This window comes from Treponema sp. OMZ 857 (assembly GCF_024181085.1).
In the GTDB taxonomy this organism is placed as follows: domain Bacteria; phylum Spirochaetota; class Spirochaetia; order Treponematales; family Treponemataceae; genus Treponema.
Genome location: NZ_CP051147.1, coordinates 2028990 through 2045916, shown reverse-complemented (window position 1 = coordinate 2045916; position 16927 = coordinate 2028990). Strand labels below are relative to the sequence as shown.

Below are 16927 nucleotides of genomic sequence, written 5' to 3'. Positions count from 1 at the left end.
GCCTTTCGGTTAGATTTTTACGTGAGTAAATACGGTCTGTCGGCATCTTCACATCTTCGGGTATTCATCGTATAATTAAAGCATACGAGGGTATTTTATGCAAAAAGTGTATGCCGATAGCTTTCTTCAAACGATGGAATTTCATATCAACCGCAATATACGTACAAAATGCCGGTTTTCAAAAACGCTTTTTTCATCGACCGGAAATGTAATCATACGGAATATCAACGATATTTATGCGTTTACTTTTCAGTATAACGAAGTTGTCGAATCGGGTGCGTTCGGTATGCCGGTGCGCGCCGAACAGTATTTAAAAGCGGGACAGCTGAATGCGATGGGACTCATCGATGAAATATTCCATTATATGTGCCGGCTCTATCGGCGGGATGTACGTACCGATTTTTTTAGCAGCGGCTATGAATTTGTGCAGGCGGAGCTCGCAAAGGAACAGTTGCCCGACCTCGACGATTTATTACTCGAATTTTGCACGGAATTTCCTCCTGCCGAAGTGTACGGCGGAACAATGTCCGTCGAGGATTGGTTCGGCAATACCGATCCGGTATCGGGCATTGAAAATAAATACCGCGCGTTTGAAGAATTGATTCTTTGTAAACTTGCAAATGAGAATCCTGCCTTCCAACCTTTTTATCCGCTTTTTACCGATGAACAGCTCGCAGCGAATCCTGCGTATAATTGTTTTTGGAACAGCCTTTGCGAATGGTCATCCCAAAATGAGGTATTCGGTCCGGAAAAAATCGATCTGATTTCGCTGCTTAAAGCGCCTGTTTCTTATGCGCCGTTCAGTTTGAAAGGGCAGCTTGAATATATCAAAATGCACTGGCTCGATTTGCTCAGCGAGTTTATCGGCAGGCTCTTAACAAGTCAGGATATCCTTTCCGAAGAAGAAAAAGCTGCATGGCAAGGATGCGGAAGTGGCGGAGCCGACGCGTATCATTTTGAAGACCTGACCCAGGAGTATGAACGGTTCAGCGCCGACCGCGAGTGGATGCCGAACGTTGTGATGATTGCCAAAAGCACGTTGGTGTGGCTGGATCAGCTCAGCAAAAAGTATCAGCGGTCTATTACCCGCCTCGATCAAATTCCCGATGAAGAGCTTAACATCCTTGCGGAAGCGGGCTTCAACGCACTGTGGCTTATCGGCGTGTGGGAACGTTCCCCTGCAAGCGCACGGATTAAGCAGATATGCGGGAATCAGGAAGCGGCAGCGAGTGCCTACAGTTTGATGGATTATGAAATAGCCGGTGAAATCGGCGGATGGGAAGCGCTTGAAAATCTGCGCAGACGCGCCGGTGCACGCGGTATTCGGCTTGCCGCGGATATGGTGCCGAACCATACCGGTATAGATTCAAAGTGGGTTATTGAGCGGCCTGATCTTTTTATACAAACCCGCGAAAGTCCCTTTCCGGGCTATAGCTTTGACGGTGAAAATCTTTCTCACGATTCCCGTGTCGGTATTTATCTTGAAAACCATTATTATTCAAAGACGGATTGCGCCGTGGTGTTTAAGCGGGTCGATCACCATACCGGCGATACCCGATATATTTACCACGGAAATGACGGAACAGGGCTGCCGTGGAACGATACCGCGCAGATTGACTTTCTTAATCCCGAAGCCCGTGAAGAGGTTATCAGAAAAATTTTGCATGTCGCGCGGAATTTTCCGATTATCCGCTTTGACGCGGCAATGGTACTGGCAAAAAAGCATATCCGGCGGCTGTGGTATCCTGAGCCTGGCAGGGGAGGGGATATTGCAAGCCGTTCCCGTTTTGCGCTTTCTACAGAAGAGTTCCAAAAGCGGCTTCCCGAAGAGTTTTGGCGTGAGGTAGTAGACCGCTGTGCAGCTGAAGCGCCCGATACGCTCCTGTTGGCAGAAGCCTTTTGGATGATGGAAGGCTATTTTGTCCGCACACTCGGTATGCACCGTGTCTATAATTCCGCATTTATGAATATGCTCAAGCGGGAAGATAATGCACAATACCGGTTGACTATCAAGAACACCCTTGAGTTCGACCCGCAAATATTAAAGCGTTATGTCAATTTTATGAATAATCCCGATGAAGAAACCGCTGTGGCGCAGTTCGGCCGGGATGATAAGTATTTCGGCGTTTGTACCATGCTGGTTGCGATGCCGGGACTGCCGATGTTCGGGCACGGACAGATTGAAGGCTTTGAAGAAAAATACGGTATGGAATACCGCCGTGCTTATTACGATGAGCAGGTAAACACCGGTCTTGTTGAGCGGCATTGCAGGGAAATTTTCCCGCTGATGCGGCTTCGCCGTCTGTTCTCCGGTGTAGAGAACTTCCTGCTCTATGATTTCTGGACGGACGGACAGGTAAACGAAAATGTCTTTGCGTGGTCGAATGTTCACGGGGATTCCCGTTCCCTCATTCTTTATAACAATAAATATGAACAAGCTGCCGGCTGGATCAATATGTCTGCCGCTTATGCCGTTAAGGGAGCCGATGACGAAAAACGGCTGGTACAGCGGACGCTTGCGCAAGGTTTGCAACTGACGCTTACTGCGGATCGGTTTGTCATTTTTCAAGAACAGCGTTCAAAACTATGGTTTATCAGAAAAAACAGCGAGATTGCGGAACACGGTTTGTTTGCTGCTCTCAACGGTTTTGAAACACAGGTGTTTTTAAACATCTATGAGGTAACCGACACTCCGGACGGACAGTATCAAAAGTTGTATGAAAAACTCAACGGCAGCGGTATTGCAGATGTTGCGATGGGAATCAACGAGATCAAGTTTAAGAAGCTCTATGATGCGCTTGCTGCGTGCGTGTCAAAAGAGACAATGCAAGATTGTATGCAGCTGGTAAAGGATTGTAAGCATACTGAAACCCCGCACGAAACGGAGTCAAAGATACATTCGTTTATCAACAAGCTTGAACCGTTAGCTGCCGCTTTTTTGACCGCTTTAGAAGAAACGTACCGCAGTGAGGAGACTGCACAATTCCTTGAAGAGAAAGTTCCGGCAGCTAAAACATCCGTAAAGCGGTTATTGGCTCTGTTCCGGGCGCGTATGTATCGGCTTCTCCTCTCGGCTTCCGGTTTGCTGGTACGGGAAATGCCGCTGACTGCGATGACACCTGCCGTAACCGTCTTTATTCATAAAATGTGCGGAACGGCTTCGCAGCTTTTCGTATCGTTCGGTTCGGTGTTCCTTATGGCTGTTGAAGATATTGCTGTCTATTACAAGATGGAAGAAAATATCGGAAGGCTCTTTGCCTTTTTACACCTCGAAGAAAAGCTTGCGGCACTGGTTCGTTCAAAGGGCTTTGATATCGATCCTATTGAAAATAAGGCCGATACGGTAAAGTATCTCTATTATGTGCATAATGCGCGCGGAAAGAAAGTTATCCGTAGAACCGGTATTGTCAACCGGATGGCGCAGGATCCTAATGTCATGATTCGGCTCGGTATTCATGAATGGGACGGCATTAAGTGGTTTAACCGTGAATCGGGAGAGTTGCTTGCCGACGATATGGCAGCGATGCTTTTTCTTTCCGCAGCACGGCCGGTTAAACAGGCTGAGTGTATGAAGAAAACTGCCGCTTCGGTAGAAAAATATTGCCGGTTTGATGCGGAATTTTCTGCAGCAATCCATAAGTCGGGATATCAAGTGGATCGGTACCTCAAGCTCTTTGCCGGTACGTTAAAATAGTACGGCTTATCCGTGCAAGGTATGTGAAATCGAAATGAAAAAGCATTATTTTTTTCTCTTGATTGTGCTGTTGCTTGCTTCTTGTAAGCCTGCCGTTAGAAAAGAAAGCCGTACTGTGTTTGCGCTTGGAACCGTGTGTAACATCCAATTATTTACGGAGATGCCGCAAGCCGAAGCCGAAGCCCTACTTCAAACCTGTACACAACGGCTTGAGGAGCTTGAACGGCATTTAAGCGCAAATGCCGACAGCTCTACGCTTATCGATATCAATAAGGCGTCCGGTATATCCGCAGTTAATGTACCGGCAGATATATACCCGCTGTTTGAACGTGCGGTGTTTTTTGCCGAAAAGACGGACGGTGCGTTCAATCCTGTTATCGGCAGCGTGGTCAAGCTCTGGAATATCGGATTCGAGAATGCGCGGAAGCCCGAAGATCAGGATATTCAGGCGGCGCTTTCCAGTACCGGCTATAAGGATGTACAGCTGACCGGTGCGGCGGTTTTTCTTAGAAAGGCTGGGATGAAGCTTGACTTAGGGGCGATTGCAAAAGGGTTTGCCGCCGATGAGCTTACCCGCATCGTGAAACAGGCTGGGATTGTGCACGCTGTCATCGATATCGGCGGTACAATTTCCGTTGTGGGGACCCGGCCGGACGGCAAGCGCTGGAATATCGGTATTCGGGATCCGCGTGTCCGGCAGGGGCAGCCGGTTATATCCGCCCCGATTGAAAGCCGCAGTATTTCCACGTCCGGCAGCTATGAGCGGTATTTTGAGCAGGATGGCGTCCGCTATCATCACATTATCGACCCTGCAACCGGATATCCGGTGCGGAGTACTATGATTGCGGTATCTGTTTTTTCCAATTCGGCAACCGACGCGGACGCTTTGTCAACAGCGTGCTTTGTGCTCGGCTATGAGAAGGCCGTTGCACTGCTTGCTGGACTTCCCGATACGGAAGCGCTTTTTATCTTTGATGATAACAGCGTCCGTACAACAGGCAGCCTTGAAAAAAATATTGTGATTTTAAATTCCGCCTTCCGGTTCGCGAATACGAATGAAAACGCTGCAAACAAATAAGCTGCCGGTTTAGCGTATTGTAAGATAGTCAGGGAGGCCTCTGTGAAAATGATAAAACAATACACCAAAAATACCCGCTTTCAAGATATGGCGCAGGCGGTAATTCTTTTCGGCTTTGCGCTGTATTGTATCGGCGTCGTTGTTTCCGGTTCGGTATACCGCTATGTGCATGAGCAGCATATATCCGTGCTGTTATTATCAGCGGCGGTATTTTTTATTATCGGTATACTCAAATTTAAACAAGTGATACAAGAATCGCAGCGGCATACCTCATTGCATACGAATGGCTATTCTGCGGCTGTTTTTGACCGCCCTGTAGGAGACGTCCGCAGCGGACGCGCAGGTGTTTTCGGTATTGCCGTCTTTGCCGTTGCCTTGGTTGGTATGTCAGCGGCATTGGGAACATCAGTGCGTTTTTCACAATTTGCGTATACCGACTCACTCGGTGAAGGGGCTGCGGTTTCTTCCATTACAGCTGCGCCTGTTGCTGCATTGCCTCCCGGAGCCGGCGGCGCTCAGGCAAGTTTCTCTTCCGGTGCTGTTGCTCCTGCGGAAGCATCTTCCGCTACTTCTACCGCTGCAGAACAGAAAATGCAGAGTGCCGATGGCGGTATCGTTATGGACAGCGATACGTTTGCGCAATGGCTTACCAAGCTGTATACAAAGCCCGATGCATGGGTTGGAAAGAAAATCACGGCAACCGGCTCTGTGTGGAAGGATGGGGAATTGTTTGAAAAGGATGAATTCGCCTTAGCCCGTATGATGATGCTCTGCTGCGCCGCTGATATGCAGCCGGTCGGTGTCCTTGCACAGTGGAGTGATGTTCAAGCGCTTACCGACGGGGAATGGATTGAAGTTACCGGTACGCTGTCAAAAAAGCCGTATAAGGATAGTTTTGATCCGCTTATTATGGTAGAAACGGTAAAAAAGATCGACCCGCCGCAGCGGGAATACATTTATCCGTAGATGTGCGGTTTTTAAAGCTGTACGCGGGCGAGACCTTCCGCCGCTTCTTTATAATCTTTCCGTATATTAAGCGCCCGTTGGAATGCATCCCGTGCGCTTTGTTTATATCCTGCCAGTTCGCGGGCAAGACCAAGCCGGTACCACCATAGAGAATTCGACGGTTCCAAATGCACTGCTGCGGAATAGGCAATATCAGCCTTTTGATAACGTTTTGTTAAGCGGTAAATGTCGCCGACATAAAAGTAGGCAATGCTTGCCCGCTCTCCGGTCGGCGCCATATCGATATACCGTTCCATTTGGCGGAGGGACTCTTTATAATCGTTGAGATAAAAGTAGGCTTCTCCTAATGTTTCGATAATCCGCACATCCGACGCGATTTTAAGCGCCTCGTTGCAGACGGCTACCGTTTCACGGTATCTATGCAGACGGAACAGCGACCACGTATAGACAGTGTATGATTCCATATTGCGCGGGTTTTGGCGGAGCTCGGCAAGGCATACATCGACTGCCGCCGTATATGACGTTTTTGCCTCCTCCGTTCTCCCCGCACTGTCTAAGCTGCGGCCGGTACGGTATAACTTCAGCGCATCCGCCTTTTCTTGCGCATAGATGACTCCCGATGCACATATTAACATCGTAAAGATCACCATAGTGCGTGCTATAAAATTATACGTTTTCTGTTGTACGTTCATTTTATCAACCTCTCTTTCGTAGGGGATGCCTAGCCGTCAACCGTTGAACCGCAGCCGGTAATAAGAAAGCCTCTAAAAATCAATCCTTTTTAGAGGCTTGTAATTACATTCCTAGAATGCCGCGACAACTTCTCCGTTAGGATATTTTTCCGTAATATACTTACGTACTTTATCGCTTTGCAGCGCTTTTATCAATGCTTTGATGCGCGGATCGTTCTCATTTCCCTGTTTAACCGAAATAACGTTCGCATAGGGGGAGTCTTTTCCTTCAACTAGTAAACCGTCTTTTGCTGCGGAAAGACCTGCCGGAATAGCATAGTTTCCGTTGATGACAGCTCCTTGGACATCTGCAAGCACGCGCGGGAGTGTTGCTGCTTCAATTTCTTTAAATTTTAAGTTGTAGGGGTTTGCGGTAATGTCTTGCGGGGTAGCCGCTAAGCCTGCGCCCTCGCGCAAAGTGATAATATGTGCGGACTCAAGCAATAACAATGCCCGCGCTTCGTTTGTCGGGTCATTCGGAATGGCAATGGTATCGCCGCTTTTAAATTCGGAGAGGTTTCCGTATTTTTTTGAATACAGCGCAAGCGGTTCAATATGAACCGTTCCTACACTGACGAGGTGGTACCCATGTTCCTTGTTAAAAGTATCCATATAGGGAACGTGCTGGAAGAAGTTTGCGAATTGTTCGCCCGTTTCGACCGCATCGTTGGGGGTTACATAGTCGGTGAACTCGGTAACCTTGAGCGTAATATTTTCCTTTGCAAGATCCTCCGTTACAAGCTCCAAGAGTGCTTTATGGGGTTCCGGACTTGCAGCGACAGTCAAAATATTTTGACTGCTTTCTTTTTTCGCGCAGGAAACCGATAAGCTTGCGCAAAGAACTGCGCCAAGCAGTAATGTGAGTAGTTTTTTCATAAACTAGTCTCCTTTCCATTGGAATGAACGTTAGATTACTATATATCTTTAAGCTCTGTCTAGGGTTGTTATAGAAGGGAATATATGAGGTTAAGCGGGAAAAACCACCGTTGTTAAAAAGGGCTGCGCAAATAGAGAAAAATGTTGCAGAAACCCGATATTTCGATTATCATCTATAATGTATACTATAAAATGTAAACGATATACAAACACGTTATATATTTGGAGGAAAAGTAATGACGATAGATACGCTCAAATATACAAGAGCTCGTCAATGGGTTGATGAGGTAGCGGCGCTGTGTACACCGGATAGCGTATATGTGTGTGACGGTTCGACGGCAGAATATGACCGGCTGATGAAAAAATTGGTTGATGTAAAACTGGCGACTCCCTTAAAAAAGCGGAAGAACAGCTTTTTGTTCCGCTCCGATCCTTCCGATGTCGCCCGTGTAGAAAGCAGAACCTTTATCGCCTCAAAAAAAGAAGATGATGCCGGCCCTACAAACCACTGGACAGATCCCGTTGAACTCAAAAAAACAATGAGTGCGCTGTACAAGGGCTGTATGAAGGGGCGTACCCTCTATGTTATTCCCTTTTCGATGGGACCCGTTGGTTCCGATATTGCAAAAATCGGTATCGAAATTACCGACTCCGAGTACGTTGTTTGCAATATGCATATTATGACACGGGTCGGCACAAAGGTGCTCGATGCACTTGGATCTGACGGCGCTTTTGTTCCCTGTCTGCACTCGGTCGGGAAGCCGCTTGAATCAGGCAAAACCGATAATGGCGTGTGGCCGTGCGCTCCGCTGGAACATAAATATATTTCTCACTTTCCGGAAGAGCGGCTGGTATGGTCTTATGGCTCAGGTTACGGCGGAAACGCCTTGTTGGGTAAAAAGTGCTTTGCGCTGCGTATCGCTTCCGTACTTGCGCGGGACGAAGGCTGGTTGGCCGAACACATGCTCATCTTAAAAATTACCAATCCCGAAGGAAAATCAAAGTATATTACCGGCGCCTTCCCCTCAGCCTGCGGTAAGACAAACCTTGCGATGCTTATTCCTACCATTCCCGGTTGGAAGGTTGAAACGGTGGGGGACGATATCGCATGGATGAAGTTCGGTGAGGACGGCCGCTTGTATGCCATTAACCCCGAATCAGGCTTCTTCGGTGTAGCGCCGGGAACTTCCGACCAATCGAATAAAAACGCAATGGAATCGATAAAAGAAAACACCATCTTTACCAACTGTGCCTTAACGGAAGATGGGGATATATGGTGGGAACAGATCGGTCATCCTGCAAAGGGTAAGCTGGTAGACTGGAAGGGTAATACCCGCGATGCGCTGCCGACGGATAAAAGCCCGAAAGGCGATGAATTTGCACATCCGAACGCCCGCTTTACCGCGCCTGCTAAGCAGTGTCCGGCGATTGCAAACGAATGGGAAGATCCCAAAGGCGTACCGATTTCCGCGTTCTTGTTCGGCGGCCGCCGTCCGAGCACTATCCCGCTGGTACACCAATCCCGCGATTGGAACCACGGCGTATTCCTCGGCTCAATTGTTGGCTCGGAGATTACCGCCGCCGCGCTTGACTTAAAAGTCGGCAGCATCCGCCGAGACCCGTTTGCGATGCTCCCCTTCTGCGGGTACAACATGGGCGATTATTTCCGGCATTGGATTAACATCGGTAAAAAATCGACGGCGGACAAGCTGCCCAAGATTTTCTACGTCAACTGGTTCCGCAAGGATGCGGACGGTAACTTTATCTGGCCCGGCTACGGAGAAAACAGCCGCGTACTCGCATGGATATTCGACCGCTGCGACGGCAAAGACAATGCCGTAGAAACCGCTATCGGCTGGATGCCTAAAGATGGGGCTATCAATACCGAAGGACTCGATGTATCAAAGGAGCAAATGAAAGAAATTCTTTCGGTAGACGCTGAAGGCTGGAAGAAGGAGATTGCGGATATCCGTGAAAATCACTATCCGAAATTCGGTAGTAAACTACCCAAAGAGCTTACCGAAGCCTTAAACACGCTGGAAAAACGGCTCGGTTAATCATACCGGAACATTGTCGGGCGTTTCTATTTGGAAGGCTGCAAAGCACATGTAACCGACTTTTGTAAACGCCCTGTATCTATTTTGTGAAACTGCTGCATAAAGGAGGAGCCGCGATGCAAATTTTTGATACCCATGCCCATATCGGATTGCTCTACAACGATCCTCTTGCGCAGCTGCGCGCTATCCAAGAAGCCAAACGGGCTTCCGTAACCAGAATACTCAGTATTTGTAATAGTTTGCATGATTTTTATTCGGTATATGAAACGCTCAAAACCGAACAGTCAGTGTATTATGCTATCGGTGTTTCACCGTCGGAGGTAACGGCTCCGGGGAAGGACTGGGCGCTTCAGGTTGAAAAAGGGGCGCAGCTGCCGGGGGTTATTGCCGTTGGTGAAACGGGGCTCGACTATTACAAAAAATATGGAGACCAGCGCTCGCAGATAGAGTTGTTTATTACGCAGCTGGAAATAGCGGCAAAAGTGAAAAAACCGGTCGTTATTCATAACCGGAATGCGGGAAAGGATGTGTTGAACATCCTTTCCGAGCGGATGCCCGAAGCAGGCGGCATTCTACATTGTTATTCAGAAGATGCCGAATTTGCTCAGCTCGCACTGAAACTGCCGCTCTATTTCTCGTTTGCGGGTAATCTGACATACCGGAATGCCCGTAACCTGCACGAAACAGTACGCACGCTGCCGCTTGACCGCATATTGGTTGAGTCCGAAAGTCCGTTTATCCCGCCTGCGCCGTACCGGAAAGAGCGTAATATGCCGGCGAATACCGTGGCTACGGTTGAGTTTATGGCGAAGCTTTTAAAGATGGATACGGAAGCATTGGCGGCTCAACTGTGGAAGAACAGCTGTAAAGCGTTTAATCTGCCGGAATGAATAACTTGAATGCAGCGGAAACGGCCGACGGATTTTATCGGCCGGTAACAATAGGAAGCCTCACACTTCCCGGGAATATTTTTTTAGCCCCCGTAGCAGGGTATTCCGACAGGAGCTTCCGGTCTATTTGTGTTGATTGGGGCGCGGATTTTACCTATACTGAAATGGTTTCGTCGGAGGCATATATCCGCAACTCGGCAAAAACGGAAAAGCTTATCGCCCGTGCCCATAACGAGCAGCGGTATGCGGTACAGATATTTGGGGCAAATCCCGACTTTATGGCGGAAACGGCAGTACGTATCATCGAACGGTATCATCCGGAATGTATCGATATCAATGCCGGCTGCCCGATGCCGAAAATCACCAAAACGGGGGCTGGTTCCGCATTAACGAGGAACCCGAAAAAGCTCTATGCAGCGGTTAAGGCGGTTACGGAAGCTGTCGGCAAAATGGATGCCGCTGTTCCGGTAACGGTAAAGATACGCTCCGGCTGGTCACAAAACGAGCTTACGTGGAAAGAAGCTGCCGCGGCAGCCGTTGATGCAGGAGCGGCGGCGTTGACCATTCATCCCCGTACCTGTGTGCAATGCTACAGCGGAACGGCAGATTGGGATATTTTGGCGCAACTTGTACAGCTGATGCAGGGGAGGGTACCCGTATTCGGGTCGGGCGACCTATTCAGCCCGGAAGCAGCGCATGATATGCTTTCTTCCACTCAATGTGCGGGTGTTATGTTTGCGCGCGGAGCTATGGGCAATCCTTTTATCTTCCGGCAAACACGGGAACTGCTGCAAACCGGCGCCTATTCCAAAATAACGCCTGAGGATAAAATCGGGACGGCAAAGAAAGAACTCATGATGCTGTGTGAAGAAGTAGGAGAACAGACCGCCTGCCGAGAAATGCGGAAGCGGTTTGCCGCTTATACCAAGGGGATTGCAGGGGGTGCAAAACTTCGTGAACAGTTGGTACAGGCGAGTTCTATACAAGACTATGAAAGGATTTTAGAAAACTTCTCATTACAAGCGGTACAGCCGCATACCGATAACAATAGGTGAGGATTATTATGTTTGATTTTATCAATACTCTTATTACGTCAATAAAGGATTTTTTTGAAGGACTCTTTTTTTCCTCATCACCGGAGTATCAAAAGAAACGGCAGCTTAAAGGCTACGCCGCAGAACTCAAAAAGCTCAATCCGCCGTTATACCATACCGGTAAAATACTGCTTCCGGCATTCGGTTCGTTGTTGTATCAGCTGTATCATTTTTTACAACCGGTGAAAGCAATTCTGGACAAGACGGTTAATTCCCCTGATATACGCGCGTCCGAAAAATATCAAGACCTTTTTTTTGAGGCGATCTTGTCGGAAGAGCAGATAAAACAACATCGGAGTTTTACCTTTCAGGCTCGGAGCCAGCTCTTATCAAAGTGTAAAAACTATCAGGAAACGGAACATACACTGCAAGAACAAATACATAGTTTTAAAAATTTTATCCGCTTGTTTCATACACCCGCATTTAAGACCCGTGAACAGGAGTTGATCAAACTCTTTTATCTTTCCGATTTGTGCGATTTTGACTATGCGTCTTTTCTCAATCAATTTAACAATAACTTGCAGCTCAATACCGCTGCACCGGCATCGATTTCTCAAGATAATTTTGAAGAAGTATTTGCCGGTGATGTGGTAAAAAATTTGCTGGATTTCCAATTTATCGTACGGCATGTTGCTATCACACAGACGACGATTGACGATGTCATTTTTTTGGCACGGAGTTTAGGCAATTTTACCGATGAAGTAGGGATGAAACTGGAAAAAACGCTGAATACGGTCGAAAACCTTCTTGCAAATCAGCTGAAGCGGACAACGATACCGATAATGTTGAAATTGATTAAGGAAGACCCCAATTTTAAAGAAAAAATAACCGTTTCCGAATCCAAACCGCTGCAGGAATATATTGATCGAAGCAGTGAAATCTTTCAGGCAGATTCAAAACGCCTTTTAAAAATCACCAAGGAAACGAATATTACCGGCTTAATCGAAAAATGCTTTGGGAGCGGTCAGTTGAAGCCGTTGGAAGGATATAATGATGCAGTTAATGACGCTATTCAAAATCTTTCACCGATTTCTTTTGATTGGGTTAAACCGATACAATTGTTAAAGGCGTTTACCGAAATGTATTTTGAAACGCACTATAAAACTTTTTTAAAATCTCTGTTGATTGAAGGTTTTTTTGCGAACAAACAGATTGAAGGTCAATATGCGGCAATCTACCGTTCCTGCGAAATGCTGTTGGGTAAAATAACTAATTTTGAACAGCTTTTTAAGCCGAAAGGTCAATGCAATCTTCTTGAAATTCAAGGCTATATTACAGAGATCGAAAAAGGCAAGGATATGAAAAAACAGCTGCAGAAAATCGTTGATATTGCAAATATGCAGGCAAAGGCTATCGTACAAACCGGAAGCAAAGCTTATGCCGACCTGTATGCTTTTACCGAGCATTTATTGGAGGACATAAAAGCGCCTACTTCCGAACTGATTACAAACATAAAAGCTCTTGTCGTCAGCTCAAAGAATAAAGAATCCTTTATCCGCTTGGAACAGGATCGGCACATCTTTGCTATGTTTCTCGAGATAATGAAAAATTATGCAGTGTTCGGTTCTATCGAAAAAGGAAAACCGGGAGCACCGCTTCCTGCTACCGTACCGAGTACGGGGTCTACCGTAAAACCGGTGCAAAAGTAGTGTTTAAACATTAGTGCCGGAAAAATTATCAAGTAAAATGATGATATACAAAACTATGCTGTTTCGTAAGCTATCCTTTTTTTTCTTTTTACTCTGTGCTGCCTCTTTCTTATATGCCGACAGCTATTCGGGTTCAGGAATAAACGATGCCCTCATTATCCGTGCACCGGTATGGGTTTTCCTTGAATCTCAGCCTGGAGTTATGGATAACGACACACAGGGCACACGATTACCGCCGCGAAAAGCGCTGTCCGAATTATCGAAAACAATAATGGAAGGCATGGTCTACGGTTGGAAGTTCTCGTATACCCCGTTTGATAAGCGGAGAGCCGTTGCAGAAGAGTTTGAACTGGAACCGCTTCAATCCATCCATTCAAACGACAGCCGTTTATCCGTTACGGAGCTTCGCCCTCAATATCCATACCTGTATTGCTGGGCGGAATACCGCGTTACCGACGCCATTGCTTTACATCGAACGGAATGGGTTCGCATCAATTATATTACCGGCAAAGGTTCCGGAAGTGCAGAACGCAAGCTTGAGATAGAGGGGATACGACAGGCCTATCGGAATGCAGCGCTTGCCGCCGTTCGAGGATATTTACGAAAAAACATTAAAAATAAGCCCAAGACCGTCCACGGAGAGATGCTGATCAAAGATAACCCGCGGCTCTATGTTTCGGGCGGAAAATTTACTGCCGAACTGACTGTTTATCTTTATATTAAGGAAGTTATTCCTTACGAGATCTTTTGAAAGCCGCCGTAAATGCCGGGCACGCCGTATTTGAAGAAGCAACCCAATATCTGCCGGAAGAAAAATAATAACCGGTGAGCAAAGTGTCCCTCTTGCTTAAACAGATGTCAATATGTTAAACAGGTAAGGTTTATTGTTGCTTTTTAGAAGGATATAGTATGATTAAATATAAGCCATATAAATATATACGTTTGATACGGTCTATTATTGTCAGCGTATGCATTTTCTTTACTGCAGTTGTTTATGCACAGGAAACGGAACCCGCACCAGCTGCTCTTATTGATGTTCCGGCAGAGTCTCCCCTAGCCGATAAACCTGCCGAAGAACCTCTTGTGCAAAGCTATCAAATAACGGCCGTCAACTACAATATTAAAGGGCTGACACGGAAATATCCGCTTTCTCAAGCTGTTCCGATTGACACCGTCCGTATTTTTAATTCGGAAGAAGAGATGCTGCATTATCTTAGAGAGCTTGAACAGCAATTTAAAAATATCCGGGTTATTCAATCGGTTCAAATCGATAGAGAGTATGGCACTCCGGATAATGGAGCAGTAATACCTGTTACGATTACAGTTTCAGTCGTCGATACATGGAATTTCATTGTAGTTCCTTATCCTTCTTTCGATTCGAATAGCGGCTTCCAATTGAAGCTGAAAATGCAGGATTTCAATTTTATCGGAACATTGCAACCCTTAAAAGTAGATGTTGTATATCGTTCAACCGAAACAAATCAGCAGATTTTTTCATCTTCAATCAATTTTGCATTACCGTTCAAAGTGGGGGCATTTAATCTGTTATGGGATAACAACTTCGAAATTGTTTACGCATACAAAGAACCCCCTAAAATAAATATCGGTACGGGACTGACGGCATCAGTCAAATTTAACAAGCGGCTCTCTCTAATATTCGGGCTTTTACCTGAATTGGCAATTAACGACCGTGCATCAAGCCAAATGTCTATTACGGGGTCGTCAAGCTCCTCTGAAGAAGGACAAATCGAACAAGGACGGCCGAGCGGGTTAGGCTATTTATATCCTGATGACCGGTATTATTTTAAAACGACATTATTTGTACGTGCTCCTGTTATGATTACTGAGGTGAAAAACTTCGGCTCGCTCGTATGGACACCTTCCATGAGCCTTGCGGGAAATTGGGCGTTTGACGGTATACAGGCAGACAGTCTTAGAAAATGGACATTTCATTGGGGGCATACGCTTTCTCTTTCAAAGGTGAATTGGGAATTGAATTTTAGGAAAGGGCTTTCGTTTTCGCTCAGTAATACGTATGCTTATCAATTTTACGACAAACGAAATATGAGTATCAGCTTTTCCACCTCTTTAGCCGGATATTATCCATTTGTCAACCGGGTGGGAATATATGGGCGGACGCAGTTTTTTTATCATTTATTCGGAAGTACCAGTACGCAGGCAGGTTCTACGCTTCGCGGTATTTTAAATAAACGGATCGAGACGGATACTGCTTTTACCTTTAATCTTGATATCCCTATTCGGATTGCTTCACTCGATTTTCAAGCTATTACCGGCGTTTCATGGACGCGTTTTTTTAATTGCGATATCCAGCTTGTTCCTTTCTTGGATATTGCTTTAGTACACGATAAAAAAACGGGACGGTACTATCATCCGGCAGACGGATGGTATGCGGGAGGACTGGAAGTGATTGTCTATCCTGAAAAGATGCGGAGTATCTATGTCAGGGCAAGTGCCGGCTTTGATTTAACGGAACTGAAAAATCTTTCCGGTCTCGGCGGGCGAGCAAAACGAGACGGAGAATCAATCACCGAAATATTTATTGGAATCGGTCTACATTATTAACGGCTTTTGCTAAAGATTAGCGAGGCTTTTTATACCAATCAGATACCCGTCTATTGAGTGATAGCGGTTTGTCATCACCGGCAAATATCCGCGTTTGATCCCGTAAGTACGGAAAGATAATTTCTTTTTTAAGCAGCAGCCAGTTATGGGGTAAGATATGCGGCGCGGAGAAATCATCGGTTTGCGGCAAATGTTTGAGCAAAAGGGGATAATAAACCGGAAAAATATTTTCAGTTACATTCTTTATAGCAGAAAAACCTCCCGCTAATCCGAAAGAAGGCGCGATCATATTATCGGTTTGGGTGCGGGCAAGCAGATCTTTTTGACTTTCTTCATTAAAGAACCAAAGCAAGAATGCTCGTGCTGCTGCCGTATTTTTTGCCTTTTTACAAATTCCTGCATATATAATTTCATCCTGTACCGGTGTTTTGCCGTTGTAACTCATCCACCGATAATCAAGCGATTTTAATCTTTCGTTATTTAATGAAAACAGTTTATCGCTTGATAAGTACCAGAATAGGCAGCGTCCGTTTGTAATCAATGTATACGGCGGATCATAGAGGTATTTGAATTTGAATTCATCCTCAGCCGCAGCGCTTGTATTGACTTCTTCCGACCAGTGCCGCGTATACGTAATCAATTCCTGCAGCATTTTGTCATTCCACGAAAAGAGGCTTTTTGTTTCTTCAAAAGATACGTCAAGGCCTTGTGCGGTAACATAGAGGAAATCGGTATCCCAGCGGGGTGAAAAACCCATTTTAGTATATTCCGAGCCGCTTTTTTTATTGTACGCTGCGGCAAGCTCTCTCATTTCTTCAAGAGAAAGTGTAAAATTTGTTTTTACTAAATTTTTTTGTGATGCGGAAAAAATAATGGTTGGTAAATTAAAGCTGACCGGCAAGAGATACTGTGCCCCGTTAATATTTCCCAGTTCAAATAATAACGGATAAAAAGTATCCGGATCAATTTTCTTTTTAGAAAGCATCCCTCCTAACTTACTGAATTTTACCCGTGTCGCATCACCTCTGAGCCAAGGGCCAATGACAATATCCGGTTCTTCGGATGCTGCCATTAAAGCATCCGATGGGTTTTCTTTATAGCTGACGGTGATTTTATAACGGCTTTGAGCACTGTTAAAAGCCTCACAATAAGAGATGAATTCAGTACGGTTAGTCCAAATAACGGCAATCGAATCCTCGGCATTTTTGCACGCAGATAGCATACAACTTACAAACGCTGCAATAAAAAGGAATTTTTTCATACTCATCCATTATGACTACAATAACCTCATTGTCAATGACTCTTTAAG

12 protein-coding genes are annotated in these 16927 nt (G+C 46.1%); 9 read left to right on the top strand and 3 right to left on the bottom strand.

Annotated elements, in window-relative coordinates:
• The first annotated feature begins 97 nt into the window (after positions 1-97).
• From E4N66_RS09215 to E4N66_RS09205, 3 genes are read left to right on the top strand one after another with little or no spacing between them, the layout of a single operon-like run.
• Complete coding sequence (locus E4N66_RS09215; RefSeq protein WP_253727785.1) at positions 98-3694, top strand: alpha-amylase family glycosyl hydrolase; 3597 nt, start codon at positions 98-100, stop codon at positions 3692-3694.
• Between the two features lie 34 nt (positions 3695-3728).
• A complete protein-coding gene (locus E4N66_RS09210) occupies positions 3729-4772 on the top strand; it encodes an FAD:protein FMN transferase (protein WP_253727783.1) in 1044 nt (347 codons plus the stop codon).
• Between the two features lie 48 nt (positions 4773-4820).
• The gene (locus E4N66_RS09205; RefSeq protein ID WP_253729448.1) at positions 4821-5738 is read left to right on the top strand and encodes a TIGR03943 family putative permease subunit; all 918 of its coding nucleotides are present in this window, start codon (positions 4821-4823) and stop codon (positions 5736-5738) included.
• Positions 5739-5749: 11 nt separating this feature from the next.
• Here E4N66_RS09205 and E4N66_RS09200 read toward each other — a convergent pair whose 3' ends face one another.
• Positions 5750-6388, bottom strand: coding sequence for a tetratricopeptide repeat protein (locus E4N66_RS09200; RefSeq protein WP_371922464.1), 639 nt, complete (start codon positions 6386-6388; stop codon positions 5750-5752).
• A gap of 153 nt (positions 6389-6541) precedes the next feature.
• Positions 6542-7345, bottom strand: coding sequence for a MetQ/NlpA family ABC transporter substrate-binding protein (locus E4N66_RS09195; protein ID WP_253727780.1), 804 nt, complete (start codon positions 7343-7345; stop codon positions 6542-6544).
• Between the two features lie 236 nt (positions 7346-7581).
• On the opposite strand from E4N66_RS09195, the gene E4N66_RS09190 reads away from it, so the two are divergent.
• The 6 genes from E4N66_RS09190 to E4N66_RS09165 all read left to right on the top strand — a co-directional run bounded on the left by E4N66_RS09190 (position 7582) and on the right by E4N66_RS09165 (position 15618).
• On the top strand, positions 7582-9402 hold the full coding sequence (locus E4N66_RS09190; protein ID WP_253727779.1) for a phosphoenolpyruvate carboxykinase (GTP): 1821 nt from the start codon (positions 7582-7584) through the stop codon (positions 9400-9402).
• Positions 9403-9518: 116 nt separating this feature from the next.
• Positions 9519-10292, top strand: a complete 774-nt coding sequence (locus tag E4N66_RS09185; RefSeq protein ID WP_253727778.1) for a TatD family hydrolase — start codon at positions 9519-9521, stop codon at positions 10290-10292.
• On the top strand, positions 10289-11347 hold the full coding sequence (gene dusB / locus E4N66_RS09180) for a tRNA dihydrouridine synthase DusB (protein WP_253727777.1): 1059 nt from the start codon (positions 10289-10291) through the stop codon (positions 11345-11347). Before E4N66_RS09185 ends, dusB begins: the two co-directional genes overlap by 4 nt.
• An 8-nt stretch (positions 11348-11355) precedes the next feature.
• Positions 11356-13035, top strand: a complete 1680-nt coding sequence (locus E4N66_RS09175; protein WP_253727776.1) for a DUF5312 family protein — start codon at positions 11356-11358, stop codon at positions 13033-13035.
• Between the two features lie 37 nt (positions 13036-13072).
• Positions 13073-13786 (top strand): phospholipase D-like domain-containing protein, encoded by a 714-nt coding sequence (locus tag E4N66_RS09170; RefSeq protein WP_253727775.1) that lies wholly within the window; start codon positions 13073-13075, stop codon positions 13784-13786.
• A 158-nt stretch (positions 13787-13944) separates the two neighbouring features.
• Positions 13945-15618 (top strand): BamA/TamA family outer membrane protein, encoded by a 1674-nt coding sequence (locus E4N66_RS09165; RefSeq protein ID WP_044013255.1) that lies wholly within the window; start codon positions 13945-13947, stop codon positions 15616-15618.
• Between the two features lie 16 nt (positions 15619-15634).
• On the opposite strand, the gene E4N66_RS09160 is transcribed toward E4N66_RS09165, so the two are convergent.
• On the bottom strand, positions 15635-16879 hold the full coding sequence (locus tag E4N66_RS09160) for an extracellular solute-binding protein (protein ID WP_253727774.1): 1245 nt from the start codon (positions 16877-16879) through the stop codon (positions 15635-15637).
• Positions 16880-16927 lie beyond the last annotated feature (48 nt).